At 58.0% G+C, this 26122-nt stretch carries 20 protein-coding genes and 1 pseudogene; 9 read left to right on the forward strand and 12 right to left on the reverse strand.

Annotation, left to right across the window (positions count from 1 at the left end; genetic code table 11):
• Nucleotides 1-242: 242 nt before the first annotated feature.
• A complete protein-coding gene (locus LEP6406_RS0212675; RefSeq protein ID WP_008317686.1) occupies nt 243-2870 on the forward strand; it encodes a M1 family metallopeptidase in 2628 nt (875 codons plus the stop codon).
• A 114-nt stretch (nt 2871-2984) separates the two neighbouring features.
• Here the strand turns inward: LEP6406_RS0212675 and LEP6406_RS0212680 are convergent, their stop codons facing one another.
• Entirely contained in the window at nt 2985-5345 is a 2361-nt protein-coding gene (locus tag LEP6406_RS0212680; RefSeq protein WP_008317685.1) for an endonuclease MutS2, read from the reverse strand.
• Nucleotides 5346-5730: 385 nt separating this feature from the next.
• Between LEP6406_RS0212680 and LEP6406_RS27910 the strand changes: the two genes are divergently transcribed.
• Nucleotides 5731-7449: a tetratricopeptide repeat protein gene (locus LEP6406_RS27910; RefSeq protein WP_008317684.1), complete on the forward strand. Its 1719-nt coding sequence runs from the start codon at nt 5731-5733 to the stop codon at nt 7447-7449.
• A gap of 111 nt (nt 7450-7560) precedes the next feature.
• Here the strand turns inward: LEP6406_RS27910 and rpsD are convergent, their stop codons facing one another.
• The 7 genes from rpsD to LEP6406_RS0212715 all read right to left on the reverse strand — a co-directional run bounded on the left by rpsD (nt 7561) and on the right by LEP6406_RS0212715 (nt 16127).
• On the reverse strand, nt 7561-8169 hold the full coding sequence (gene rpsD / locus LEP6406_RS0212690; RefSeq protein WP_008317682.1) for a 30S ribosomal protein S4: 609 nt from the start codon (nt 8167-8169) through the stop codon (nt 7561-7563).
• A gap of 88 nt (nt 8170-8257) precedes the next feature.
• Nucleotides 8258-8896: a PP2C family protein-serine/threonine phosphatase gene (locus LEP6406_RS27915; protein WP_317133872.1), complete on the reverse strand. Its 639-nt coding sequence runs from the start codon at nt 8894-8896 to the stop codon at nt 8258-8260.
• 12 nt (nt 8897-8908) lie between these two features.
• Nucleotides 8909-9043, reverse strand: coding sequence for a hypothetical protein (locus LEP6406_RS35465; protein ID WP_008317680.1), 135 nt, complete (start codon nt 9041-9043; stop codon nt 8909-8911).
• Between the two features lie 19 nt (nt 9044-9062).
• The gene (locus LEP6406_RS0212700; protein ID WP_008317679.1) at nt 9063-10943 is read right to left on the reverse strand and encodes an ABC1 kinase family protein; all 1881 of its coding nucleotides are present in this window, start codon (nt 10941-10943) and stop codon (nt 9063-9065) included.
• A 173-nt stretch (nt 10944-11116) separates the two neighbouring features.
• Nucleotides 11117-11446, reverse strand: a complete 330-nt coding sequence (locus tag LEP6406_RS0212705) for a DUF6825 family protein (protein WP_027269101.1) — start codon at nt 11444-11446, stop codon at nt 11117-11119.
• A gap of 119 nt (nt 11447-11565) precedes the next feature.
• Nucleotides 11566-13119: a serine/threonine-protein kinase gene (locus LEP6406_RS0212710; protein ID WP_008317677.1), complete on the reverse strand. Its 1554-nt coding sequence runs from the start codon at nt 13117-13119 to the stop codon at nt 11566-11568.
• Nucleotides 13120-13265: 146 nt separating this feature from the next.
• Nucleotides 13266-16127 (reverse strand): CBS domain-containing protein, encoded by a 2862-nt coding sequence (locus LEP6406_RS0212715; protein WP_008317676.1) that lies wholly within the window; start codon nt 16125-16127, stop codon nt 13266-13268.
• Between the two features lie 71 nt (nt 16128-16198).
• Here LEP6406_RS0212715 and LEP6406_RS27920 point away from each other — a divergent pair, with 71 nt between their 5' ends.
• From LEP6406_RS27920 to LEP6406_RS34275, 3 genes are read left to right on the forward strand one after another with little or no spacing between them, the layout of a single operon-like run.
• The gene (locus tag LEP6406_RS27920; protein ID WP_008317675.1) at nt 16199-16435 is read left to right on the forward strand and encodes a DUF6883 domain-containing protein; all 237 of its coding nucleotides are present in this window, start codon (nt 16199-16201) and stop codon (nt 16433-16435) included.
• On the forward strand, nt 16432-16608 hold the full coding sequence (locus tag LEP6406_RS32865) for a hypothetical protein (protein WP_008317674.1): 177 nt from the start codon (nt 16432-16434) through the stop codon (nt 16606-16608). Before LEP6406_RS27920 ends, LEP6406_RS32865 begins: the two co-directional genes overlap by 4 nt.
• Nucleotides 16598-17128, forward strand: a complete 531-nt coding sequence (locus LEP6406_RS34275; RefSeq protein ID WP_008317673.1) for a DUF4276 family protein — start codon at nt 16598-16600, stop codon at nt 17126-17128. Before LEP6406_RS32865 ends, LEP6406_RS34275 begins: the two co-directional genes overlap by 11 nt.
• A 133-nt stretch (nt 17129-17261) precedes the next feature.
• Here LEP6406_RS34275 and LEP6406_RS35650 read toward each other — a convergent pair.
• A pseudogene (locus LEP6406_RS35650) lies at nt 17262-17336 on the reverse strand (YgiT-type zinc finger protein); the annotation flags it as partial.
• Between the two features lie 61 nt (nt 17337-17397).
• Complete coding sequence (locus tag LEP6406_RS35655; RefSeq protein WP_036028408.1) at nt 17398-17619, reverse strand: DUF4258 domain-containing protein; 222 nt, start codon at nt 17617-17619, stop codon at nt 17398-17400.
• A 5-nt stretch (nt 17620-17624) separates the two neighbouring features.
• Between LEP6406_RS35655 and queF the strand changes: the two genes are divergently transcribed.
• The gene (gene queF / locus LEP6406_RS34800; protein WP_008317671.1) at nt 17625-18974 is read left to right on the forward strand and encodes a preQ(1) synthase; all 1350 of its coding nucleotides are present in this window, start codon (nt 17625-17627) and stop codon (nt 18972-18974) included.
• 17 nt (nt 18975-18991) lie between these two features.
• Here queF and LEP6406_RS30290 read toward each other — a convergent pair whose 3' ends face one another.
• On the reverse strand, nt 18992-20332 hold the full coding sequence (locus tag LEP6406_RS30290; RefSeq protein WP_008317670.1) for a peptidoglycan-binding protein: 1341 nt from the start codon (nt 20330-20332) through the stop codon (nt 18992-18994).
• Nucleotides 20333-20646: 314 nt separating this feature from the next.
• Between LEP6406_RS30290 and LEP6406_RS27960 the strand changes: the two genes are divergently transcribed.
• Nucleotides 20647-22107, forward strand: a complete 1461-nt coding sequence (locus LEP6406_RS27960; protein ID WP_008317669.1) for a sensor histidine kinase — start codon at nt 20647-20649, stop codon at nt 22105-22107.
• A 20-nt stretch (nt 22108-22127) separates the two neighbouring features.
• Entirely contained in the window at nt 22128-22934 is an 807-nt protein-coding gene (locus tag LEP6406_RS0212760) for an HAD family hydrolase (RefSeq protein WP_008317668.1), read from the forward strand.
• Here LEP6406_RS0212760 and pyk read toward each other — a convergent pair.
• Nucleotides 22906-24696, reverse strand: coding sequence for a pyruvate kinase (gene pyk / locus LEP6406_RS0212765; protein ID WP_008317667.1), 1791 nt, complete (start codon nt 24694-24696; stop codon nt 22906-22908). The two genes, LEP6406_RS0212760 and pyk, sit on opposite strands and share 29 nt — an antisense overlap.
• A 352-nt stretch (nt 24697-25048) precedes the next feature.
• On the opposite strand from pyk, the gene crtR reads away from it, so the two are divergent.
• Nucleotides 25049-25999, forward strand: coding sequence for a beta-carotene hydroxylase (gene crtR, locus LEP6406_RS0212770; protein ID WP_008317666.1), 951 nt, complete (start codon nt 25049-25051; stop codon nt 25997-25999).
• Nucleotides 26000-26122: the final 123 nt, after the last annotated feature.

A 26122-nucleotide genomic window follows, 5' to 3' on the forward strand; every position in this document is an offset into this window, starting at 1 on the left:
GCCTTACCCTGGCTCCCAGTTCGCCGCTAGAAGTTTCTCGACGATGGGTGTAGGGCTATGGGTTGGAAACCATGGGAAACCATGGGAAAACGCTGAAAATCCTACCCCCGTCCGGCCCAACTCAAGCGTTACTCTGTTAGAAGGGCCAGGGTGGCGCGATGGCGCGGGGTGTTACCCCAGACTGCCCCCCCCACAGCACTATCCTCCCCCCGCCCTGAATCACCGCTGCAAGGATACGCGCAATGTTGAATGTCTCCCGCCACCGTTCCCACCTGGATACCGACACCCCCACCCACAAATCCTTTGAATTGCCAGGAGCACGGCCCCACTACACCCCCGACCGCCCCGGCCAAGTCGAACATGTGGCCCTGGATTTAGACCTCAACATTCCCCAACAGTGCTACAGCGGCACCTGTCGCATTCGTCTGCGCCCCGTGCGAGATGGCATCATGCACCTGCGCCTAGATGCCGTTAACCTCCACATCGAATCCGTCCAAATCGGCTCCATCGCCCAAACCTTTGACCACGACGGGGAAAAACTGGCCATCACCCTCAGTCAGCCCGCCCAAGCGGAAACCAGCCTAGAACTGACCATTGCTTACCGCAGCGACAATCCCCAGCGGGGGCTATACTTCGTCACCCCCACCGAACACCAGCCCCAGAAGCCCATCCAAGTCTGGACCCAGGGAGAAGATGAAGACTCCCGCTACTGGTTTCCCTGTTTTGACTATCCGGGACAGTTGGCCACCAGTGAGATTCGGGTACGGGTGCCCAAGCCCTACCAAGCCCTCTCCAATGGGGAATTATTGGAAACGCTGGAGGACGGCGAATTCAAAATCTTTCACTGGGTGCAAAAGCAGGTCCATCCCACTTACCTAATGACCTTGGCGGTGGGGGACTTTGACGAAATTCGTGACGAGTGGGAGGGCATCCCCGTCACCTATTACGTAGACAAGGGGCGCAAGGCGGATGCCCAGCGCACCATGGGCAAAACCCCAGAAATGATCGCCTTCTTTAGCGATCGCTTCGGCCACCGCTACCCCTTTCCCAAATACGCCCAAGTCTGCATCACCGACTTCACCTTTGGCGGTATGGAGAACACCTCCTGCACCCTGCTCACCGATCAATGTCTGATTGATGAGCGGGCCGCCCTCGACCATCGCTTTCCAGAAATGCTGGTGGCCCATGAACTGGCCCACCAATGGTTTGGCGATCTGCTGGTGATCAATCACTGGTCCCACGCCTGGGTCAAGGAGGGTATGGCGACCTACTCTGAGGTGCTGTGGACGGACCACGTCTATGGCGCAGAGGAAGCGGCCTACTATCGCCTGGGGGAAATGCGCAGCTATCTCTCGGAGGATAAGAGTCGCTACCGTCGCCCCATGGTTACCCATGTTTACCGGGAGCCCATCGAACTTTACGACTGCCACATTTACGAAAAGGGAGCCTGTGTCTACCACATGATCCGGGCGGAACTGGGGGATGATCTGTTCTGGCAAGCCATCCACGGCTTTGTGAACCAGTACGCCCACCGCACCGTGGAAACCCTAGACCTGATCCGCACCATTGAGGCCAGCACCGGGCGCAATCTGCGGTTCCTCTTTGATCAGTACGTGTTCCGAGGCGGTCACCCCGACTACAAGGTGGCTTACAAGTGGGATGGCGACAGCAATATGGCTAAAATCACTGTCACCCAAACCCAGGCTAAGGCGGGGGACAAGAGCCCCCAGAGCGGTCTGTTTGATCTAAAAGTTTCCATTGGCCTGGGTTACTGCGGGGAAACCGTGACGGTCAAGCCGGTGACGGTGCGCATTCATGAGCAGGAGCAGGCCCTCTATTTTCCCCTGGAGCACAAGCCCGACTTCATCAGCTTTGACCTGGGTAACCCCTACACGAAGACGGTGAAGTTGGACTATCCCCTGCCGGAGCTAAAGGCCCAACTTGAACATGATCCGGACCCCATTTCCCGTATTTACGCTGCCGAAGCGATCGCACAAAAGGGGGGGCTAGAGGCGGTGAAGGTTCTGGGAGCGGCACTGAAGGGGGATGCTTTCTGGGGGGTGCAGGCCGAGGTGGCGGAACAGTTGGCGGAGCTAAAGCTCGATCAAGCTGTAGAGGCTCTGCTGGCAGGACTTCAGGATCCCCATCCCAAGGTGCGACGGGCGGTGGTCACGGCCCTGGGGAGCGTTAAAACCCTCCCCAGCTACCAAGCACTGACCCAGGTCGTAGTCCAGGGAGATGCGAGCTATGCGGTGGAGGCTGCTGCTGCCCGTGCCCTAGGTCAGGTGGGAGCGACCCGACTCCCCGAGATTCCTGAGGAGGGAGAGACCCTGGCGCTACTGAAGCGGGTCTTGCAGGAACGGGCGGGCTGGAATGAGGTGGTGCGATCGGCAGCTTTGGGGGGCGTCAGCCAGTTCAAAACTTCGGAGGCGGCGTTGGAGATTATTTTCCAGTACACTGATCCGACTTTGCCCAACCTGCTGCGCCTTGGGGCAGTGCGGGCCTTGGGCTCTATCTCGACGGGACAAAGTAAGGCTAATGTGACGCGGATTTTAGCGCGGTTGGAGGCGATCTCCCGTGAACCCCAGTTCCGGACCCAGATGGCCGCGATCGCGGCTTTGGGCCTGATGGCAGATGGGGGAGCGGTGTCGGTGCTGGGCTCCATCGCCGACCACATCGACGATGGTCGTGTGCGGCGGCGGGCGGAGGAAGCCATGCAAAAGGTGCAGAAGCGCCTCGACAAGGATGCTGCTGTGCAAAAGCTCCAGCAGGATTTGGAGGAGTTGAAAAAGTCCAACCAAGATCTCAAAAGCCGCTTGGAGGATTTGGAGGCGAAGGCGAAGCAAAAGTCCCCCGAGGCCCAGGTATAGCAGTGGTCATCCAGGTTAGGACAAGGGGCCTAGGCCCCTTGTTCGTTCCAGGCTTTGAACCGTTCTAACGATAGGGACTCCTGCTATATGTAGCCGTTCACCTCCGTTTCTGTTTTAGGGATAGGCAATGGTGACGCCGGTGCCACCGTCGGCTTGGTCGGCGGGTTCAAATCGCTGGATTTGGGGATGGTGCTGAAGGAACTCCTGCACCCCACGGCGCAGTTTACCCGTGCCGTGGCCATGGATGATCCAGATTGGCCCTAGGGCACTTGCGATCGCATCCTCTAGGAGCGCCTCTGCCTCATGAACCCGCATCCCTCGCAGGTCGAAGGTATTGTTTGACGTGCGGATAGCTGGAGCCGGGGGCGGTGGAGTTGGATCTGGAGCGGGGGGTTTGGGGGCGGGCAGTTCTGCCTTTTCCCCCTGGAGAGACTCTACATCCTCTAGGCTCACGGTCATTTTCATGATGCCGAAGCGGACGGCGAACTTGCCGTCGCCATCGGGATCTGTCAGCACCTCAGCGGTCTGCCCCAGACTGGGGATGCGGAGGCGATCCCCCACCCGAGGCCGAAAGCCTACGGGTTTCGGGGGTGGGGCTGGCCGGTGGCGGGCCGCGATCGCGGCCACCGCCGCCGTCGCCTTCTGGGCCGATTGGGCCGTAGGTTCCCCCTGTTGCAGTCGCCGAATCACCTGGGCGATTTCTGCTCGCGCCTCGGTCACCGCTGCCTGCACTGCCGCCTGCTGTTGTTGTTGCAGCTCCCGTTCCCGCTCCTTCAAAAACGCCGCCTTGCGAGATACTTCAGCATGGAGTTTTTCCGTCTCTGCCAACAGGGCAGCGGCAGCCGCTGCTTTGGTCTCCTGTTGCTGGCGCTGAGCCTCCAACCCTGCAATCACTTGGTTTACATCCTGACCGCTGCCCAGCCCCACATAGTTCTGGGCCTGATCTACAATTTCCGCTGCTAGCCCTAGGCGACGGGCAATGGTGAGGGCATTGGAGCGTCCAGGAATGCCCCACAGCAACCGATAGGTGGGGGAGAGGGTATTTTCATCAAATTCTACCGACGCATTTTCAAAGCGGTCGTCCTGATACTTCAGGGCCTTGAGTTCACCGTAGTGGGTGGTAGCGACGGTGAAGCGGGCTTGGTCCGCCAGGTAGCGCAGCAATGCGATCGCGAGAGCACTCCCCTCAGAGGGATCGGTACCAGCTCCGACCTCATCCAGCAATACCAGGGCATTTCCTTCCGTTTCCAGCGCTGCCAGAACCCGGCTAATGCGCTTGATGTGACCGGAAAAGGTCGAAAGACTTTGCTCGATGGACTGCTCATCGCCAATGTCCGCCAGCACCTGATCAAACCACGGCAGTTCCACCGGCTCCTTAGCGGGCACGTACATCCCCGCCTTTGCCATCAGCGCCGCCAGCCCTAGGGTTTTGAGGGTGACGGTTTTGCCCCCCGTATTTGGCCCGGTGATGGCCACCACCCGCAGACGAGGGTTGACCACGACATCAATGGGCACGACTTCCGGTCCTGCTTCGTGGTGGTGCTGCCACCACAGCAGGGGATGGCGCAGGTGGCGCAGGGTGGTTTGTTCCCCTGGGGTGATGAACTGGGGTGCATTCCCCTGGAGCCATAGGCCATAGCGGGCGCGGGCGGCGGCGAGATCCAGGGCGGTGACAATGGCCAGCAGCCGTTCCAAATCCGTCGCCACCGCCGCCACTTGGGCGGTGAGGGCGCGGCAGATGGCCTCTTCCTCGGTCTTTTCCTGGCGCTGTAATTGGCGCAGACGATTCCCCATCTCCACAATGCTGTGGGGTTCTACATAGAGGGTGGCTCCACTGGTAGAGGCGTCGTGGACAATGCCGGGAATGGCATCCTTTTGCGGTGCTTTGACGGGGATGACGAAGCGATCGCCCCGTTGGGTAATCACCGCTTCCTGAATGGCCCCGCTCTGGCGTTGCAAAATCCGCTGGAGTTTGGCGTAGATCTCGCTCCGGCACTGTTTAATCTGGGTCCGCAGCCCCCCCAGTTTGGGGCTGGCCCGGTCCGTCACCTGGGCGCGATCGTCGATGCAGTGGTGGATGCTCTGTTCCAGTTCGGGATAGGTCCGTAGATCCGCCACCAGACCTTGCAGTACGGGCACTGCGTCTTGTCCATCAATGGCCCGCCGCAGTTGGCGGGCTCCGTTCACCGTAGTTGCGATCGCAAGTAATTCTTCCCCCCCCAGTAGCCCCTGGCGCACCGCCCGTTCTAACGACTCCCCAATGTCCTGGATGCCAGCAAATTTCAGGCCGGGGGGACGGGTTTCTAACTGAGTCGCTTCACGGGTCTGGGCCAATAGCCCCTCGCTCTCAGCCTGGGTAGTGGGCAGAGGCAACTGCCGCGCCGCGATCGCACCCAACTTGGTGGCGGTGAAGGTTGCTAGGTGCTGACACAGGCGAGGCCACTCCAGAAGGGCCAGGGTTTCGGCTTGAATCAAGGGTGAATGATGATAGGGAGTTGGTCTGGAATTTCAGTATAGAAGCCGGATGGGGGGTTGAGTTTTGAGTTTTGAATTTTGAGTTACGAAGTCAGCAGTTTGTTGGGTCTCCCAACCTACGGGATCAATAGCCAGCGCGACCCAGCAATTTCCAATTTGCTAAAATGGAACCCTGGTGCGCCCTACAATCCCCCTCCATCCTGCTACACACGGGCACAGCCCTTTACCCTCCCCCCTGCTTCGCACGGGCACAGCCCTCCCCCCTTCACCCTTTCCGTACTTGACATAGATGGATGGACTGATGGGTGGAGCAGGGAGTCCGTAAAAGTTAGGGATTTGGGACGGGGACGCCGTTATTCTGATGGGGGTAGGAAAGGTGAGGCTAATGGCGCAGGACGTTGCAGCACAAAGCAGGGAAAAAAGGGGAATCTGGTGGCAGTTGGGACTGGTGGTGGGTGGCCTAATGGTCTGGAGCGGGGTGCCTGCCATTGCACAAGAAAACCTGCAAGATCTTCAGGACGTGGACTATTGGCGTAACCTGTGTGACTTGCAAGCCGCTGCTAGCCAGTATGCCGAAGCTCAGAAAGCCTGTGAGGCGGCGATTGAACTGGAGCCCCGCAATGATGGACTCTGGGCACGCCATGGTGGAGTACTGCTAGCCCAGGATCAGTATCCCAATGCGATCGCATCTGCTATGCAAGCGTTGCGATTTAACCCCCAGAACTCCCTGGCCTTTACCTATATCTGCATGGCCCAGTATGAACTGGGTAATCTGGAACCCGCTTTGGATGCCTGCAACGATGCCCTCCGGGTCGATGGCAGTTGGGGCAACCAGTCGCCCTCACTGGCTTGGCAATACCGGGGGTTGATTCTCACGGGCCAGACCGATCCGGCGGCAGCCCTAGTGGCCTATGCCCGAACCCTGCTGCTGGAGCCAGAAGACTCGCGCACCCTCCTGCACGAGTGCGAAGCCTATTTAGCTCTGGAAAATTACCGAAATGCCATTGCCAGTTGTCAGGCGGCGCTGGCGGGGAATGGGAATTGGGGGCCTACAGCGCCGGCCTTAGCTTGGCTAAACCAGGGCATTGCCCAGTTCCAGCAGGCCAACTACCGAGAAGCCGTAGCCGCCTTTGATCGGGCGGTGGATTTAAACCCCCAACTGGCCCTCGCCTGGACCTACCAGGGTCGGGTGCTGGCCCAGGGAAATCTCCATACCGAGGCCCTAATCTCCTATACCCAGGCAGTAGCCTTAGACTCCGGGTCTGCCCGAGCCCTGGTGGGGCAATGTGCCGCCCTGAACAAAACCCGCCAGTACGAAGACGCTGGCGCTGCCTGTCAGCAAGCTCTCCAGGAGAGTGATGGCGACTGGTGGGATCTAGGGCCTGCCGAAGCCTGGGCACAGTATGCCCAAGCCCTAGCGGGCCAGGGCCAATATGAGGAAGCACTGGCTGCCACTAGTCGAGCGGTGGGCATTCGCCCCGACTATGCCGCTGCCTGGGGCGATCGTGGAGTGGTGCTGTGGTACCTGCGGCGCTATGGCGAAGCTATCGCCGCCACCCAGCAATCCATTGAGCTTGACGACACCGCTGCCCGCCCCTGGACCAACCTGGGCAGCATCCTCCGCAGCGTGGGGCAGCATACCGATGCCCTAGCCGCCTACGAAAATGCTCTCCAGCGGGATGCAAACAATCCCCTAATCTGGGCCAACCGTAGCGTGGTACTGTGGCACCTCTCCCGCTACGAGGAGTCGCTGCTATCTGCGAACCGGGCTGTGAATCTGGATCCACGTTTTATCACGGGCTGGTACAACCGGGGCACTGCCCTAATCTCTCTACAGCGCTATGACGAAGCCCTCAATGCTTTTGTCCAAGTAATTGGCCTCGACCCCACCAATGCCGACGCTTGGACGGGGGCTGGGGTCGCACTGGGGCAATTGGGGCGTGGGGCGGAAGCCCGCCAAGCGCTGGCCAAGGCGCTGGAGCTCAATCCTCAACAGGCCATTGCCCAAGCTGTGTTAAATGCCCTCCCGGCCAATGGAGGCACAGCCCCCACCAATACCAATCGGAATCAATCTCTACCGGTGTTGCCCCCCGCTGCCCCTTAGCAAGACACAGAAAACCCCCAGAGCTGACGGACTCTGGGGGTTTCATTTTGAGAACATTAGCGCGGTAAGGGTACGCAACGGTACGCCAAAAATCTTCTCAGGCTGGCAGCCTTAAGCCTGTCGAGAATAGTACTCAACCACGAGCAGTTCATTGACGTTGAGGGCGATCCACTCCCGCTCAATGACGCTGTTGACCTTGGCTTCCATCTTGGCCTTGTCCAGCTCTAGGTGACTGGGAACATTGGCCAGACCGGGGAATTCCAGGTTAGCTTCGATCAGCTTCTTGGAGGCATCGCGATCGCGCACGCCAATGACATCACCAGGACGACACTGGTAGCTGGGAATGCTCACCACCCGGCCATTTACGGTGATGTGACCATGATTCACCGCCTGACGAGCAGAGGGAATGGTCGGCCCAAAGCCAAGGCGGAAGATGGTGTTGTCCAACCGCATTTCCAGCAGTTGCAGCAATACCAGCCCGGTGGACCCACCGGCCCGACGAGCTTTCTTCACATAGCGCAGGAGTTTTTTTTCGGTCAGGCCGTAGTTGAAGCGCAGCTTCTGCTTCTCTTCTAGACGAACGGCATACTCGGTCTTCTTCTTACGGGCTTGCCCGTGTTGACCAGGAGGATAGTTCTTCCGGGGGGATTTGCGGCTGAGTCCAGGCAGTTCGCCCAGTCGGCGTACAATCCTGAGGCGTGGGCCTCGATAACGCGCCATAGTGTCTTCTCCGTCAAAAGCGTTCCAAAACTCACATTATACCCTAAGGTCGTCCACTGTGAATCCTAGATACGCCCTTTCGCCCTTTCTAGGGTTTTACAAATCCGGTTTCTACCTCAGGCAGGTCGGCGAGGTCTTTCTCGGTTGCGATCGCAACTAAAATCACAGTGATATTGTCCCGTCCACCGCGCTGCTTAGCCGAGTGAATCAGAGCTTTGACAGCATTGTCACAGGCCCGAATGGACTTGATATGGGACGCGATCAGAGCATCGGAGAGTTCCTCCGTTAGCCCATCACTACACAGGAGGATGCGATCCCCCGCCTGGATAATCACAGGCTGAATATCAATGCGGTTCAAATCTGCACGCCCTAAGCACTGAGACAGCACATGCCGCCAGGGATGGGTACGAGATTGGGATATGTTCAACTCCCCATCTCGCACAGCACGAGCAATCCAGGTGTGATCTTCAGTCACTTGGTCGAGCTTAGGGCCGCGCAACCGATACAGGCGCGAGTCCCCCACATGGGCACACCAGGGATGCTCATCCTCGTCACGAAAGATGATCACGACGGCGGTGGTGCCCATGTCACCACGCTCAGGGTGTTTCGATTGATCGTTGAGGATAGCCCGATTGGTTAAGAGAAACGCACGTTGAAGCAGGCGCTGAGTGGGTTCATTAGACTCCCATTCCTTCTCCAGGTACTCACGAATAGTACTGGTCGCAATCCGGCTAGCCTCCTATCCGCCCGCATGGCCCCCCATGCCATCCGCCACGATGAAAAATCGTCCTTCAGGGTCGATATAGTAATCATCTTGGTTACTGGAACGCAGCAGCCCGAGGTCCGTCATTCCAGAAAAGAAGCGCTTTAACATTGACGTTCCCTCGTAACCCTTACGGTAGGCGATCGGCCCGCCCAATACGCAACAGTAGCCGCACTAGAGCAAAACCTGCCACAGTAGCCACAGCGGCAGCTGCGATCGCTAGCCATAGATATTCATACACCAACAAAATCGTAGCTGATAGAAGAAAAGCTCCCACCAGCAGAGTGTAATTAGTGGCCATATTAACGCCACTGACCCGCCGCAGAATCCGATCCGTCTCAATTGAGCGCACCCGCACCCGAATATCACCCCGCTCCAGCTTATCGAGGGTGTCCTCTAGGCGTCGGGGTAGCCCTAGGGCAGTACTGCTCATCTGGGCCGCCTGCCGACCCAATTCACCGAATAGGGTATCAGTAGAGTTAGGAGAATTGCCGTTGGACATAAGTTGTGCTGCAAAGGGTTTAGCGGCTTCCATGAAATTAAAATCCGGATCCAGCCCCTTACCCACCCCCTCCAGGGTGGAAAAGGCCCGCATCACAAAGGTAAAGGTGGCGGGAAAGCGGAAAGGCTGATCATAGGCGATCGCATACAAATCGTCCCCGATTGCAGTCACCGACTGCTCCTCAAAGGGCTGATCCATGAAATTATCCAGAATGTACTGGATTGACCGCCGCACCGGCCCCATATCATCCACTTCCACCAAAGCCCCCAGATCCACCAGGGAAGCCACCACTAGCCCCGCATCCCGCTGGGCCACCCCCATAAAGGTCACCATCAAGCGATCGCGAGTAGCGGGCTGCACCTGGCCCATCATGCCAAAGTCATAGAAAATCAAGGCCCCCTCCGCACTCACAGCGATATTACCGGGGTGAGGATCGGCATGGAAAAATCCATCATTCAGCAATTGGTGCAAATAGGCCCGCGCCCCCAAATTAGCCAGTCGCTTCCGATCCAGACCCGAAGCTTCCAGCGCTTCATAGTGGCTGATTTTGATACCGGGGAGATATTCCAGAGTCAATACCCGAGGAGACGCATAGCGCCAGTAAACCCGAGGCACCTTGACCCAGTCCTGTCCCCGAAAATTACGGCGAAAGGTGTCAGCATTGCGGCCCTCGTTCAGGTAATCAATCTCTTCCCAAAGAATGCGGCAGCATTCATCATAGATTCCCAACCAATCCCGACCTTTGCCCCAGTCGGGGTGGTTTTGGAAATAATGGGTAATCCCCTTCAGAATCGAGAGATCAATTTCAAACAGCTTCTTGAGGCTGGGGCGCTGCACCTTAACCACTACCTCTTCACCAGAGTGGAGTTGGGCACGATGGACCTGGCCCAAACTAGCGGCAGCGAGGGGAATAGGGTCAAAACTGCGAAACAGATCGGGAATGCGCTTGCCTAAGTCCGCCTCCACAATTTCTTGGGCTTGCTCGTAACTAAAGGCGGGCACTCGGTCTTGGAGTTTCGACAACTCCTCCACATATTCCGCCGGAAACAGATCGGCACGAGTGGAAAAAAGTTGCCCCACCTTAATAAAGGTCGGCCCTAAATCTAAAAGAGTTTCTCGGATCCAGACCGCCTGTTGCCGTCGGCGCTGGGCCTGTTTTTCTGGTGTGATGGTGCCCCCGTAGCTCCATGCCTTGCCATAGAGCCAACGAGCCCCCAACAAACGCAACACAAAGGACCAAATATCAATGGTGCGCCGACTGCGAGAATAGCGCCGCCGACTCCAGCGATAGGCTTTGGCATTATGGGTCGGGAGGGATTCCTTGGGCACTGCCGGAGGGAGGGGAGGTTCCTCAGAAGGGGGGGATGAAATCGCATCCACCAAAACAATGGTTCCCTTCGGCGCGGGGGTTAAATCCCCAGCCCCGTGGTTCTCAACAGCATCGGCCCCAGTGCCATGATCAGGGGAGGCCGACAAGAAAACGGAAGAATCTTTAGACAGCGCAGACACTCAGGCTCCTAACCATTACAACGTAGCCATGGACAAAACTGACCTAGCGGAGCCCTGCACCCCAACCCATCCCGTTTCCTGTCTCAGGAATGCTGTGGATCTAGATCCAGACAGATTAGAACCAGACAGAGTCTCAATTTCTGTCTGTCTTTACCGCCAGCGAAAAACCCAGCCTAGTTAGACGCGGCTCGATATTGTTGCAGGGATGCGCGCACTTGGGCAATTTCTGCCCGCAGCGTATCAATAGTGGCCTGGAGATCTGGCTGGGCCGATCCTGCCGCTGTTGCTCCCGGACTGGTGGGACGATTTTGCAAGGCTTCGGCCTCGTCGTGGTCAGCCCGAGCGATGACCTCATCCGCAAACTGGCGGAGAGTTTCTCGCTGTTCTGCATCGAACTGCCCTAGGCTGCTGAGGGCATCGGTCACGGTTCGCTCTACCTGCTCCCCCACCGTTGAGGCCAGGGCGCGACCGAGAAAAAAGGCACGCACCATTGGGTTACTCATTATTGTCACACTTTATTACAGCCGCTTACGGAAAATTATAACTCGCTCGTTCCAAGCTGCCCTGACTTATGGCCTATTCCCCCGTAAACAATCTGCCTCTGGGTAGGTACGGGTGTATTTCATTCGGAGGATGGGGCAGGGGCAGGAGCGGGAACGTTTTCGGGGATGGGAGCCGGAGCGATAGGGGGGGGTGGGGCGACTTCGGGCTGCATTGGCTCTGGCATGGGGTTTCTGGGTTGGTTCACCTCAGGGGGGGCTGTGTTGTCCGTTTCTACTGGAGTGCTGCGGGGTGTCAGCGGGGGGGCTGGACTGTTGAAGTCTGCATCCCAATTTTGGGAATCGGTGGGGGATCCAAAATCTGAGCTGGGCCAATCATCTGAAGTGGGGGGCCGATTCCAGGCGGGATCGGAAATGGGGGGGCGAATACCATCACCCTCGGGTAAGAAGGGACTCTCGAAGGTGGCGTCTAGGCGATCACCAGACCAATCGCTGCGGGAGGGGAAGCTCTGATCCGGGTCTAAGCGGACCTGACCCGGTAGTCCGCTGGGGGTGAGTCGCCAAGCAGCACCTGCCGCCACGCCGCCGACAGCGGCGACGAGGGCTGTCCCCAAAAGAGCAATGGAGAGCCGACGGTGGGAAGATCGCGATGGGCCTTTAGGGCTGGTCTTTGACCATCGCGGTTTTTGCTGGGGATTTTTCTGCTGGAGGCTGGCGTTAGGCTGGGGCAACGGGGCAACAGCCACCGTTGCGCTGACCTCAGCCGATGTTGATGATAGGTCCGAAGACGGGTCCGGTAAGGCCAGATCTGGACCAGCCCCCTTTGCCTCTGGAGGAAACGCAGCGGTCGGTGCTGCCGGAGCATCCGTTCCCACCGTTGACCGAACTGCCGCTGCTGTCGCCCCCACCGTTACCGCCACTGGATTCAGGCTATCTGGTAACGTCTGGAGCCATGCCCCAATCTGATCGGCGAGGGCCTGATGGGTCGAGGACATTGCCTCTGGGGACAGATTCCCTAGACCGGCCTGGACGGCTTGAATGATTAGGGGACTCAGGGTGGGCTGCTGCTGGCCTAGGGTCTGGCTGCACTGGGCGAGATGCTCTAGCTCTGGCAATTGCCCCATGAGCAGACTGTAAAGCAGGGCAGCTAAGCCCCGCAGGGGATGGGCTAGGGTGGCTAGCTCCTGAGTCGGGGTCGGCAGGGCTGAGGAAGTCAATCCTGTCAAAATAACGGGGAGGCCATCGGTGGGAAGCCAAATTCGGTTGGGGGACAGGTCTACGGAGGGAAGCCCCTGGGTCAGGAGCCACTGCACGCCCTCTGCGGTGTGGCGGGTCAGGGCCAGGGCCACTTTGGGGGAGGCGGGAGACCGGTGGCGACACAGTTGCGACCAGGGTTGCCCCAAGGCTGTGCCCATGGCTAGGTAGTGGGTATCTCCCTCGGCAAAGGTTTGGAGGGGCTGGGGCAGCGGCGGGCGGGGAGCAAAGGCGAGGCTCTGGAGCCGCCGCTGGACGGTATCCCCGAGGGGCGTGGTCCCTGGCGTTAGCACTTGCAGGTAAACGGACATCCCGGTGGGGATGTGGGTGCCCCAGTAGAGCGCTCCATTGGGGGCGTCCTCTAGGAGGGCATCAATGATGTAGTGGCCGTCTTGGAGGGCGGTGCCGGAAGCCAGGGGCATAGATTTCAGGAACGCCGCTGAACGGCGGTGGGTTGAAGAAGGTTAGCAGAAGGTAGTTTGGAAAACTTTTAGACAAACTTTCCATAATCTACCCTGTTGTACCCCCTTGGTGCAGATACAAAGGACACTGTTGGGATCAGTTGGGATCACTCTGGCAGTGGGTAGTGGTGGCGCAAAAAGGCTTCAGCGCTAGCGCGATCGCAGATCTTTCCATCCAGGGTCGCCGCTAGCAGAGCGGTGAGCATCTGCCGGTAGTGGGGACCCCGGCGGTAGCCCAGAGCTTGTAGATCATGGCCGTTCAGGGGAGCATTGACCTGGGACCAAGCCATCAAATAGCGCCAGATTATCTGACCCATGGGTCGGGGATGGCGCACACTCACCAACACCAGTGTACCGAGATCGTAGGGACTGAGGGCTTGGGCCAAAACGCTAGGGGGCTGGCGCTGAGACAGAATGGGGATTAGGGCTGTTTCAACATCTGCGAGGTGGGTCAGACGGTCCACGGTTTCCTGGGGCAGTTGTAGGTTTGTGGCTACAACGGCGCGCTGGTTCTGAGGGGTCAGTTCTTGTTTGTCCCTGGGATTGGGATCGGGATTTGGGTCGGCGGGAATCGCGGCGATCAGCACCTCTAGGCGCATTTGCCAGGGCACCAGTCCGGCCAAGGCGGGCACCTGGGTCATCCAGCGGCTAACCCGCCGCATCTGGTGCCAAAGACGATGACTCAGGACTAGGTCGGGGTGTAAACACCCTAGTGCCCCCAGTCGATCCAGCAGGGCTAGAGCGGTCTGCCAATAGGGGGCTTGAAAAATTAGTTTGAGTTCCGCCTTGAGCCGAGTTTGAAGGCCAGGAAGGCGGACGATTTCCCGCTGGAGTTGGGTGTAGATGCCGCTATGGATGGCGTGGTGGATGAAGCCCTCAGTCTGGGGATCGAGGGTGAACCCCAACCGCACCGCAAACCGTACCGCTCGGTAGATGCGGGTGGGGTCTTCGATAAAACTGTTGGCGTGGAGCACCCGCACCTGCCGCTGCTGCACGTCCAGCCGCCCTCCAAAAAAGTCCAGCAGCAGTCCGGGCTGGGGGGGGGTCAGGCGCAGGGCCATGGCGTTAATGGTGAAGTCTCGTCGGTAGAGATCCTGGCGAATGGAACTGGCTTCTACCTCAGGATTGGCGGCGGGGTAGGGGTAAAACTCTGTGCGGGCAGTGGCGATATCAATCATTAGATTGGGCTCTCCCGTTGCCCGATGCCAAACCAGGGCAGCGGTTTGGAAGCGGCCATAGATCTGCACCTCCACCTCTGGGTATTGGACCTGCACCGCCTGGGCCAACCAAGGACCGGCTCCTCCAGGGGGCGCGGGGTCGGCCCCATCTACCACCAGATCTACGTCTTGAAGATTCAGGGGCATGGGGTCTGGGGTGAGAAACAGTTCTCGCACGGCTCCGCCGACGAGGTACAGATGCCAGCCTTGGCGGGTGGCCAGATCTGCGATCGCACTCAAGATGGTCCACAGGTCGGGGCTTAATCGGGCCTTCATCTGCCGTAGCAGGAGGGTGGGGGCGGGGGACGGCAACCGGGGCACCGATGGAGCCGACAGCAGGGCGGAATCTTCACTGCCGTCGGTGTGGCGCTGGCGTAGCACGTCTGTGCGGGTGACTATCCCCACCAGTTGGTCTTGGTCAAGGACGGGCAGACGACCAATGTCGTAGGTCACCATCAGGGCCTCGATTTCAGGTAGGGGCGTGGTGGTGGTGATGGTTTTCAAATTAGTGGTCATGTAGCCCTTCACTGGAGCATGGCTAAAGCCATGGTGGAGGGCCAGATCAATATCGCGGCGGGAGATAATGCCCACCAGAGAGCCCTCTTCATCCACCACCGAGAGCCCGGAGTGACCGTAGCGCAGGAGGATGCGCTGGGCCTCCTGAATCGAGGTGTGTGGCCGAAGCGTCCGCACCGGGGAAGACATGATTTCTTGGGCGGTGGGGGCGGTGGGGATTTGCTGGCGGAGTTGTTGGAGTATCTGCTGAACCAGGGTTTCACTCGCAGAGCCGCCGCCTATTGCTTCCCCTACTTCCCCCGTTGATGGCTCTGAAACCGTGAGGGTGACGGCGGCGGCGGCGGCATGGCCGCCCCCCCCTAAGGGAGAAAATAGGGCACCAAAGTTCAAGCCAGGTCGATCGCCTTGGGCAGCGCCTCGGCCCCGAGCACGACCAATGAGGACAAGTTTGCTACTACCCTCGGAGCCCGCCGCCAGGGGATAGCTGGCCGCCAGCAGCAAACTATCACTATCACTGAGGGTGATGAGGCGATCAGCAAGGCCCGACAGGCCAGGAATGTGGTGGTCCATGGCGAGGTGAACCCAGGCTAGGGTGTGGCCCCCGTGGCGCTCCCGGTGCAGATCTGCGATCGCATTTTCCAACCAGTGGCGCAGCAGGGGCGACAGTTCCGGCTCTATAAACTCACTCACGATGCGGGGGAGGGCTCCCTGGGTCATGAGCCAAGCCAGGGCGGTGGCATCCCGAGGGGTGGTGGTCTCAAAGGTAAGAGAGCCGGTATCGACATGGATGCCCAGAGCCATGACGTTCGCCTGGGCCACGGTGAGGGTCGCCCCCTGGGCCTGCAATTGCTCCACCACCAGGGTGGTAGCGGCCCCCACGGCTTCCACATGGCGCTCAGTGGCGGGGATATCGCCCTCACCTCCGGGATGGTGATCGTAAAGTGCGATCGCGCCCCCTCGCTTCACCACCCCATCGATCCAGTCCGCGACGGAGCCCAACCGCTCCCGCCGCTGGGTATCCACCACTGTGATTCGTCCCACCTGCTCCAAGGGCACCGCCCGTCGCTCGATCAGGGCATATTCGTCCCGGTGAAAGGCGAGAAAGGTTTGCACGGTGGGATGGCAGCCCCCTGCCAGAACAATCCGAGTTCCGGGCTGGAGCAGAGTAATGCCCACCGCTGCCCCCAGGGTGTCAAAATCCGCCGTCGTATGGCACAGAACCAGATCCAACCCCACCCCCTATTCGGCCCCAATCCGATTGGATTGACATGACCTAAATCATAGGCGGTGAAACCCGTGAGGGCAGTTTGGCGCAAATCTCGGACTTGAGTTTGATCATCCGGGAGGTCATTTTAGACAGCGTAGCGGTGACAGATTTGGAATTTAGGCGGCAAGATCAGTATGGCGAACGTTATCAGACCGTGAGCCTCATTCAAGAGATGGCGGATACCGCCTGGTGGGTGAGGACTGGATGGATGGTTCGGTTGCGGGAGACGGTAGCCCGGTTCGTGACGGCGGTTCCAGAACGGTCTAAGGGAGAATGATGGAGCAATTTAACGGACTAGACCAGGTGCAGTTGCAAGAGGCCATTTCCCTATCTGGGGAGATGAGTAATGCGCTGGAACCCGCCGAATCGGTCTCTGCTAGCACGATGGGCACCATTGTGGAGGTGTTGGAGCCGGGGCAGGCGTTTATCGGTAGGTCAAATGAAAATTGAGGGTCTACGGCTCAAGAATTTCAAGGTATTTCAATCGGTAGAAGTCAAAGACTTGCCTCAGTTCTGTGTTTTTGTTGGCCACAATGGGACGGGCAAGAGTACGATTTTTAGCGTGTTTGAGTTTCTGAAGGAAGCCATGGCCAGCAATGTCAATGCGGCTTTGGGGCGCTTGGGTGGGAGTCGAGGTTTGGCCGAGGTACGTGGCCAAAAGGGGCTAGTGCGTATTGCGTGCCGAGAGTTGGAAAGTTTTTATTTAGGGGATTTGCCGGCAGTGGCGACAGCGATGGAGATGCCGCAACTTGTGAAGCAGCAGGTCAGTAGTAAGTTTCGGATTCCAGATGATCTAAATAATGCTAAGCAGGAATTGAAGAAATTAACTCGAAATCGATATCAGGAGGTGGCTAGTTCACGGGCGATCGCTCCATTTCTGAATCTTGATTTGGATGCGTCTAGGAATTGTTCAAGGAGTTTTTGCCATCTAATATGGGGGATTGATCAAATTTTGGCTATTGAGGTTTGACTAGGAGGAACGGCAGATGCGGATTACTATGTCTTGCCTTTAACTAAACCCCTCAAGCAGCATAGCCACGAATCTCAACCTCAGCACCACTAGCAATAGCTGATTCCGCCCGTTCTAGCAGTTTCCCAGTCACCTAATCGCTGAGGTAGTATTCACCGCAGTTATCACAGACCTCCGCAGGCACACGCTTAAACACGACAATTGCACCTTCTCGTTCTAGTGCGTGACTAGGCTAGCTTGGGTCGTACCTTGTTTGCAGATTACACAGTTCATACGTTTTTCCGAGCCTTGAAGTCAGCTTGCCATAGGTTTTCATCGGGTTCATAGGCGGTTACGACAAATACCGTTTGTGTCTCTGCATCCTTGGCCACCACAGCATGAATCGGGCGTTGACTGACCATACCTAGCATAAGATAACTAGGATAAGGACGGTCATCAGGGTAGGCCGATGCCCAATTCGCCCCATAATGGGGGCGATGTTTGCCCTCCATCCCCCATGACTGAGCGCCCCACCCCCCGCCAAATCCTGGAAACCCTGCTGCCGCCCCTGCGCCTCGCTGCTGGCTATGCTCGCCATATCCAGAACAAAATTGTGGCCCAGCCCGAGAAGGAAAATGCCGCTAATCCCTTTGCTGCTGCGCTAACAGACGCGGATTTATCCATCCAGACCTTTGTGGAGGTGGCCTTGCTGGGGGCCTTTCCCCAAATTCGCTTCTATGGGGAGGAGTATGAAAAGTCCTACAACACCAAATATTTCCGTGCCATTGACCTAGGGGAAATGGGGGACTATCTGGTTACGCTGGACCCCATCGATGGTACCCGCTTTTATATGGATGGCCATCCCAATTATCAAATCATCGTGACGGTGCTGAACCGGGATGACTACGAGGCGGTGCTAGCCATTAATCCCGCCTTTGAGAATTACTACTATGGGCTGCGGGGGCAGGGGACGTTCCAGGGCCAGCTCCATCAGGATTTAGATCAGTGCGATCGCTTGGTCATCCCCCCCGGTAAGCAGGTGTTTCTCGGAACCCTGATGGCGGCGCTGAAGGAAAGTCTGCGCGATCGCTATGAGGTGATTAGTATCGCTGAGGACTATTCCGCCACGGTGGCAGTGCCTACGGTGAATGGCATCCTCAACGGTGGGCTGGCCGGCGTGGTGCTGGCATCGGGTCAGTTTATTGACGGAGCCGCTTTGGCCTTTCTAGCCCGAGAGGCGGGACACCTCGTCACTGCTCTGGATGGATCTCCCCTGCCCCCCCTCTATGAATGCCAAGATTACCGGACGCCCGGTCTGATTGTGGCGGCGACAGCGACGGTGCAGAGAGATCTGGTGGCGGCGTTGGGGGCGCACAGTATCCCTGCTGCCAATGTCGCTGCTGCCAATGTGGCCGCTCCTAGTCAGGCGACGCTGCCCACTCCTGCCCCTGGGCCAGATCGGGACTATGGCGATCGCGCTATTTGGCAGGCGGCAGCGGAACCTTTGGAAAAATGGCCCAGTCCCTCCCCCAATGCCTACACTATTCACCTCGAACATCCTGAGTTCACCGCTCTGTGCCCCCGCTCTGGCTATCCCGACTTTGGCACCATTGTGGTGGACTATCAGCCCCAGGATTGGGTGGTGGAGTTGAAAGCCTTCAAACTCTATGTCAATAGCTTTCGAGACCAGCGCATTAGCCATGAAGCAGTGACAAATGCGATCGCAGATCGTCTCTGGACCGAGCTAGCCCCCATTGGTCTGCGGGTCATTGGAGACTACACCCGCCGGGGAGGCGTCAAGACAGTGATCACCGTCGCCAAGGGAGGCACCCACCACTTTGCCTCTTACCAGCCCAATCTGCTGTAAGTAGATGATTGCCGTCATTATAGGCCCAGCCGCCCCCAGGTTCTTAGGCCCACAATGCCGTCGGCGGTGAGGTTATTGCGGGCTTGGAATTGCTTTACGCCCCAGTCGGTGCCGGGGCCAAAGATGCCGTCCACAGTCACAGAGATGCCGGATCGGGTGAGGGCGCGTTGGACGGCGGCGACATCTTCTCCCTGGAGGTTGGGATAGGTCAGGGAGAGGGTGCGGGCGCTGAGAAGATTGCGGGTCTGGGGGCCGACTACCCCATCTACCAGTAACCCCGCATGGCGCTGGAATTGCTCGACGGCTTGCCGAGTACCGGGGCCGAAGACACCATCCACAGTGACGGTGACGCCTTTGGCGCGGAGCTGTTGCTGGACGGTGGCAACGTCATTGCCTGTCATCAAGGGGGTCGTTAGGCGGAGCACTCTTTGGAGAAGGCGCGATCGCGTTTGCTCCCCCACCAATCCATCTACCGCCAGTCCATTCACCCGCTGAAAACGCTCCACCGCCAGTTTGGTTCCAGGGCCAAACACCCCATCCACTACTACGCCAGCCCCAGACCGGGCCAAAGCGGACTGAATTTCCCGCACATCCGCCCCCTGCATGTAGGGCTCCGTAAGGTAGAGCAGGCGCGGTGGAGTACTTGGCGTAGAAGGGGCAGGTGTAGGGGCAGGCGTGGGGGTTGGGGCAGGCCGGGGCGTAGGCGTAGGAGAGGGGGAAGGAACCGAGGGTGTGCCACTGTTCTGGGCGGATGTAGGCCGAGGATTGGCCCGAATGAAGGCCACATAGGCAATGGCCTGGTCGCTCAGGAGCCGATTTTGGCGATAGGTGCGCGCCCCCGATCGGGCCAGATAGTCCAGCCCCGCTTGACTCAGTCCCAGGTTCGCCGTGCCGGAGAGAAAGACCCGTGCCTCCGACAAGCGGCGACGCAGGAGCCCTTCCTCCACATTGGTCCCAGGATTGCGATAGAGGGTCAGGGCGTATTCCATCTCGGCCCACCGAGTCTCCCGCAGCACCCGAGAAATCGTCTCAAAACCACTGATGCCATAGAAGCCCGCCCCCAAGTTGTAGGCAAAGCTCAGAATCGGCCCCCGTTGCTGGTCATTCAACTGGGACCAAACCGGAATCCGCCGTAGGGGAGGCAAAAAGGACTGCTCCACCTTCCACATCAGCAGATCGTCTGCCTCGGCCTGGGTGAGGCGATCCCCCAGGCGAAAGGGAGATCCGTCCTTACGGCGAGTACTGCCCCACCCAATGGTGTAGGGTGCTCCCCCCGACAGGGGATCGGGATAGGCCGTGAGGCTACAGCCCTCAAATTCTTTGATTAAGGCAATTCCTGATGCCGGGATCCCAGTCATAGCCAGATGCCCTTTGCCTGACGCGCTAATGGTGCTCTATGAGGATACTGAGGGAGAGCCTCGGTCGCATAGGGGGTGACTTGGCCAGACTAGTACTAGCCCTCCCCCTTTCCAAAGGGATAGACCGAAATCCATCTAGTCCGCCTAGAGAGTACTCTTAACCCGAACTTAACCCTTGATTAATAACCTGTTTCCCGTCCTAAATTTTTCAGATGTTAGCGTGGTTTAGGTAGGGATGGTTTGCTGTTATACCTAAGGTAAAGACTATCCATGCATCTGCCCATGGTTGCCCTATTGTTACCTCCTCAGCGTCTATGGCGGAATTGCAAATTGACTCGACCCTAGGAGCCCTGCGGCTCCATAAGTTTGTGGTAGAGGGGAGTTGTTTAGGGCAGGTCGCCTATCAGCAGTTTGAAGCAGATCCGAGTTTGCCAGGAGTCATCCTATACGAGGGGAAAATCCTCATCGGCATGATTTCTCGCCGCCGGTTTCTAGAGGCCATGAGCCGTGCCTATGGGCGAGAACTGTTTTTGCGCCGATCTCTAGCTATGCTCCATAACTTTGTGGGGTCTGAGCTGCTGCAATTATCTGCCGATAGCGCCATTACCGCTGCGGCCCTCCAGGCGGTGGCGCGTCCGCCAGAGTGGCTCTACGAGCCTATTGTGGTAGCTCTGGGCGATTCCCATGCTCTTCTGGATATGCAGGATTTGTTGCAGGCCCAGGCTATTATCTACCAGCTCACAGCGGAGTTGCTCCGCAAGAAAACGCGGGCTGAAATGATGCAGACGGAAAAGATGGCCAGTCTAGGCAAGATGATGGCGGGGGTGGCCCACGAAATTCGCAATCCGGTCAATTTCATTTGGGGCAACCTGAAGTACATTGCGGAATACAGTGCTGATTTAGCGACCTTGATTCAAGCCCATGAGGCCGAGTTGGCGTCTCCCAGCCCCAAGCTGCAACAGCTCAAGAAAAAAATTGACGTGGCCTTTGTGTTGAAAGATCTGCCCAATGTGATCCAGAGCATTGAGACGGGCACCGATCGACTCCGCAACTTGGTGACGAGTTTGCGGATCTTTTCCCGTATGGATGAGGTGCAGCGAGATCTGGCGGATTTGCACCAGAGCCTTGACAGCACGCTGTTGATTTTAGGCAACCGCCTCAAGGAAGGGGTGGTGGTGGAGAAGCAGTACGGCGATCTGCCAGCAGTGGACTGCTATAGCGGCCAGATGGGGCAGGTGTTTATGAATTTAATCAGCAATGCTATTGATGCCCTGATGGAGCACCTGGAGACGTTGCCCCCTGCCCCAGAGCAGTTCCGTAACGGCGGGGAAGATTCTTTCGCAGCTTGGGAGCCCTGTATTTGGCTCATTACTGGGGTGCGTCAGCAGCTCCCGGAGGATGCCCTAGATCCCAGCAGCCACCTTGGCCCTTGGGCAACGGTGCGGATCGTGGACAATGGGCCAGGGATTCCCCTGGAGATTCAGCGGCGGATTTTTGATGATTTCTTTACCACCAAGCCAGCGGGGCAGGGAACGGGGTTGGGATTGCCCATTACTCGCCAGATCGTGATGGAAAAGCATGGGGGACAGATGATTCTGCGGTCGCCCTGTTTTTCGGCCACTGAGACGACGCCCCCCTATGGCACCGAGTTCGAGATTTTGCTGCCTTTGGTGGAGGATGGGGAGGCAGACCTGGCTAATACCAAGGCGGCGGTAGGAAGAACGGATACAGTGGAGAGCGATCGCACTTCCCGAGATCGCGTTCTTACCTATTGACCTTCTGAAAGACTGATTCTATGGCAGCCCCTACAATTCTGGCACTGGATTTTGACGGCGTCCTCTGCGATGGCTTGGTGGAATATTTCCAGACGGCATGGCGAGCCTACTGTCAGGTTTTTCAGCCCGCTGATGACACCCCACCCCCCGGTCTAGCGGCGCGATTCTATCCCCTCCGCCCCGTGATTGAGACGGGCTGGGAAATGCCACTCCTCCTCCATGGCCTCCTCCATGGGGTGGAGGACACCGCTGTCTTGTCTGGTTGGGCCGGGATGGTGCCCGATCTCCTGGCCAATACAGGGCTGGAACCGAGTCGCTTAATGGCAGCGGTGGACGACGTGCGCGATCGCTGGATTCAGACCGATCTGGAGGGCTGGCTGTCTCAGCATCGGTTTTATTCCGGCACGGTGGCTTGGGTGCAACGGGCGATGGCGGCGGGAATTTATCCCGTAATCATTTCCACCAAGGAAGGGCGCTTTATTGCCCAGCTTTTACAGGGGGAGGGTATTGACCTGTCCCCTGAGCAAATTTTGGGCAAGGAGGTAAAGCGGCCTAAGGCGGAAACCCTCAGTCAGCTCCTTCACCATCCCCCCGCCAACGCCAGTGCTCCACCCCAGATCTGGTTTATGGAAGACCGCTACAAAACCCTGGAAAAAGTGATGGCCCAGCCCAGCCTCGACTCGGTCACCCTATTTCTGGCGGACTGGGGCTACAACACGGTGGCGGAACGGGCAGCAGCGGAAAAGTGCGATCGCATCCATTTGCGATCGCTAGCCCAGATTGGTGAAGAGAATTTTTCTACACCGAGAGGGGGGCATCGGCCTTAATGGACCCAAGGGCTCCAGAATAGACTAAGCCCCGCCGGGTATCCAGAGTAATGATGGTACCGTCACGGATGGTTTCTGTGGCATTACTGACCCCGACAATCACCGGAACCCCCAGACGCAGGCCAATCACCGCCGCATGGCCCGTGAGGCTGCTATCCTCCGTAATCACCCCGCCCGCCCGCCGGATGGCATCCACAAAATCTGCGCTGGTACTGGGCACCACCAAAATTTCCCCTGGGTTAAAGTCGCTCACCTCTAGCCCACTGTGGGCCACCCGAGCACGGCCACTCACCGTCGCCTCACCAACGCCTACCCCTCGACCGAGCACGGCGGTAACGATGTCCACCTTCACCAGGTCCGTGGACCCCGAAACCCCTTGCAGCGTGCCCGCCGTCATCACCACCAGATCCCCCTCCCGCAGCAAATGTTTCTCCTGGGCCACATTCATGGCGGCGTGGAAGGTCTGGCTAGTCGAGGGCAAATCCAACACCAGCAGGGGCCGGACACCCCACACCAGTTGCAACTGGCGAGCCACCTCCACATGGGGGGTAACAGCAAGAATGGGAGTCTGGGGGCGAAACTTGGAAACGTTGCGGGCGGTGGACCCGGTTTTGGTCAGAGTCATGATGGCAGCGGCATGGAGTTGGGAGGCAATGCGCCCTACCGCCTGACTGATGGCATTGGGGATAGAACGGGGGGAACCCACCATATCTTCTGCGTTACGGGCTCCCCGCTCTTGCTCAGTGCGGAGGGCGATACGGGCCATGGTAGCGACGGCCTCCACAGGATACTTGCCCACGGCGGTTTCATTGGAGAGCATTACTGCATCAGTACCATCCAGGATGGCATTGGCCACATCGGACACCTCGGCCCTGGTGGGGCGGGGGTTGCTGGCCATGCTATCCAGCATCTGGGTGGCGGTAATAACGGGGATACCCAAGCGGTTAGACGTAGCAATCAGCCGTTTTTGCAAGATCGGCACTTCCTCAGCGGGCAGTTCCACCCCTAGATCCCCTCGGGCCACCATTACCCCATCAGAGAGGGAGAGAATCGCGTCCATCTGCTCAATGGCTTCGTGTTTCTCAATTTTGACAATGACGGGGACTTGCTTGCCTGCGTTGGCAATCAGCTCCTTGATTTCCAGGACATCTTGGGGATTGCGCACAAAGCTCAGGGCTACCCAGTCCACCCCCTGGTTGAGGCCAAACACCAAGTCGGTGCGGTCCTTGTCCGTCATGGCCTTGATGGAGAGGTAAACCCCCGGAAAGTTAACCCCCTTGTTATTGGAGAGGATGCCGCCCACCTCGACCCGGCAGTGGAGTTCTCGCTGCTCACGATCCACTGCCTCAACGGTCATTTCCACCCGTCCATCGTCCAGCAAAATATGAGCCCCTACGGGCACTTCATCAGCGAGGGGATCGTAGGTGACGGAGCTAATGGCTTGGGTTCCGGGCAGGGGCCGACTAGTGAGGATAAAGGTGTCGCCCCGGTTCAGGTGGATGGAGCCGTTCTCGAAACGCCCCAAGCGAATTTTCGGACCCTGGAGGTCTTGCAGAATACCGACGGGCTGGTTGAGTTCAAAGGAGATCTGGCGGATGAGGCGAATGCTGCGCTGGTGGTCTTCGTGGGTGCCGTGGGAAAAGTTCAGCCGCAGAGTAGTGGCCCCAGCTTCAATGAGCGATCGCAACACGTCTGGATCACTGGTCGCAGGACCGATTGTGGCCACAATCTTGGTGCGTCGCAGAGCGGGTTGCAGTTGCATAGGAGTAGGGGGGGGTAACGGAGGGGATTGGACTTGGGACGCTGAACGCAAAGCTGAATTCAGAAGCCTAAATTCAGAGAGAAACTATGAAGAACTGAATTTTATCGGTCTGGAGCAAAACAAGGGCGTAACGACCCGTGCCCCACAATAACTGCCTAGGCGGTTAAACTCCTGAGAGGGTATGTAAAAGCAATTGGGATACTACCACGTTCCCCCTTGCCATTGCGCCTGCGATCGCGACCTATCCAGGGGGAACGCAGCAATATGAGGCACCGTCACAAAACTTTATTGTGCGGTCTTCGTAGCGTATACTACCGGAATTAACAGAATTAGCAGTGAAGGAGCCGTGCGTATGTCGGTGGCAGAAGCGCCTCTGACAATCCCTAGGACCGTACCCTCAGAGTTTTTGAAGACAGAGGGGGGGCTAAGCCCCAATTTACTGATGTTTTTGGGCTCAACTGCCCTGATTTTGACATCAACGGTGGGGTATTTTTGGTGGGGTTGGGCGGATTGGTGTGTTTTCACCATGAATGTGCTTGCCCTGCACCTAGCCGGGACCGTAATTCACGACGCTTCTCATAATGCTGCCCACCGCAACCGGGGAGTCAATGCGGCCCTAGGCCACGGCAGCGCCCTGATCCTGGGATTTTCCTTTCCGGTATTCACACGGGTTCACCTTCAGCATCATGCCCATGTGAATGACCCTGAGAATGATCCCGATCACTTCGTCTCTACGGGCGGCCCGCTGTGGCTAATTGCAGCCCGTTTTTTCTATCACGAGATTTATTTTTTTCGTCGGCGCTTATGGCGCAACTGGGAACTGCTGGAATGGTTCCTAGGACGGTTTGCGGTGGCGGCTCTGGTGTTTACTGCTTGTCAGTTTGACTTCCTGGGCTACATTTTTAATTTTTGGTTTTCCCCCGCCCTGGTGGTGGGCATTGCCCTGGGACTATTTTTCGACTACCTGCCCCATCGCCCCTTTGAGTCCCGCGATCGCTGGACAAATGCGCGGGTCTATCCCAGTGCCATTTTGAACCTGCTGATCATGGGGCAGAACTACCATTTGGTGCATCACCTGTGGCCCTCAATTCCCTGGTACCGCTATAAACCCACCTACGAGGCCATGAAGCCGCTCCTGGATGCCAAAGGATCTCCCCAGAGCTTGGGTATCTTGAATGGGGGCAGAGACTTCTTTGGATTTCTCTACGATCTGGTCCTAGGAATCCGGTTTCACCGTCCCAAAGATCCAGCGGATTCCAAATCTGATCCCAAGGTAATTTCTGACGAAGGAAATCCCACCTGATTGCATTTTTCTGCGAGTTCCTTACACGACTTGGAAGGTTACGGAGAATCGAGCCCGTTGACCGCTGGCTGAGCGGAGTCGTAAGTCTTTCAGACAGACTACGCCAACTCGCAGCGTCTCCCG

Origin of the sequence: Leptolyngbya sp. PCC 6406 (assembly GCF_000332095.2) — a bacterium.
Taxonomy (GTDB): Bacteria; Cyanobacteriota; Cyanobacteriia; order Phormidesmidales; family Phormidesmidaceae; genus PCC-6406.

Bases quoted from the DNA above. Each gene is read 5' to 3' on its own strand.
- pyk (WP_008317667.1), bottom strand. From the start codon at position 24,696: ATGCAACTGCAACCCGCTCTGCGACGCACCAAGATTGTGGCCACAATC.
- LEP6406_RS27960 (WP_008317669.1), top strand. From the start codon at position 20,647: ATGGCGGAATTGCAAATTGACTCGACCCTAGGAGCCCTGCGGCTCCAT.
- LEP6406_RS0212710 (WP_008317677.1), bottom strand. From the start codon at position 13,119: ATGCCCCTGGCTTCCGGCACCGCCCTCCAAGACGGCCACTACATCATT.
- LEP6406_RS30290 (WP_008317670.1), bottom strand. From the start codon at position 20,332: ATGACTGGGATCCCGGCATCAGGAATTGCCTTAATCAAAGAATTTGAG.
- LEP6406_RS0212760 (WP_008317668.1), top strand. From the start codon at position 22,128: ATGGCAGCCCCTACAATTCTGGCACTGGATTTTGACGGCGTCCTCTGC.
- LEP6406_RS32865 (WP_008317674.1), top strand. From the start codon at position 16,432: ATGATGGAGCAATTTAACGGACTAGACCAGGTGCAGTTGCAAGAGGCC.
- LEP6406_RS34275 (WP_008317673.1), top strand. From the start codon at position 16,598: ATGAAAATTGAGGGTCTACGGCTCAAGAATTTCAAGGTATTTCAATCG.
- crtR (WP_008317666.1), top strand. From the start codon at position 25,049: ATGTCGGTGGCAGAAGCGCCTCTGACAATCCCTAGGACCGTACCCTCA.
- LEP6406_RS35465 (WP_008317680.1), bottom strand. From the start codon at position 9,043: ATGTTAAAGCGCTTCTTTTCTGGAATGACGGACCTCGGGCTGCTGCGT.
- LEP6406_RS35655 (WP_036028408.1), bottom strand. From the start codon at position 17,619: ATGGAGGGCAAACATCGCCCCCATTATGGGGCGAATTGGGCATCGGCC.
- LEP6406_RS0212705 (WP_027269101.1), bottom strand. From the start codon at position 11,446: ATGAGTAACCCAATGGTGCGTGCCTTTTTTCTCGGTCGCGCCCTGGCC.
- LEP6406_RS27910 (WP_008317684.1), top strand. From the start codon at position 5,731: ATGGCGCAGGACGTTGCAGCACAAAGCAGGGAAAAAAGGGGAATCTGG.
- queF (WP_008317671.1), top strand. From the start codon at position 17,625: ATGACTGAGCGCCCCACCCCCCGCCAAATCCTGGAAACCCTGCTGCCG.
- rpsD (WP_008317682.1), bottom strand. From the start codon at position 8,169: ATGGCGCGTTATCGAGGCCCACGCCTCAGGATTGTACGCCGACTGGGC.
- LEP6406_RS0212675 (WP_008317686.1), top strand. From the start codon at position 243: ATGTTGAATGTCTCCCGCCACCGTTCCCACCTGGATACCGACACCCCC.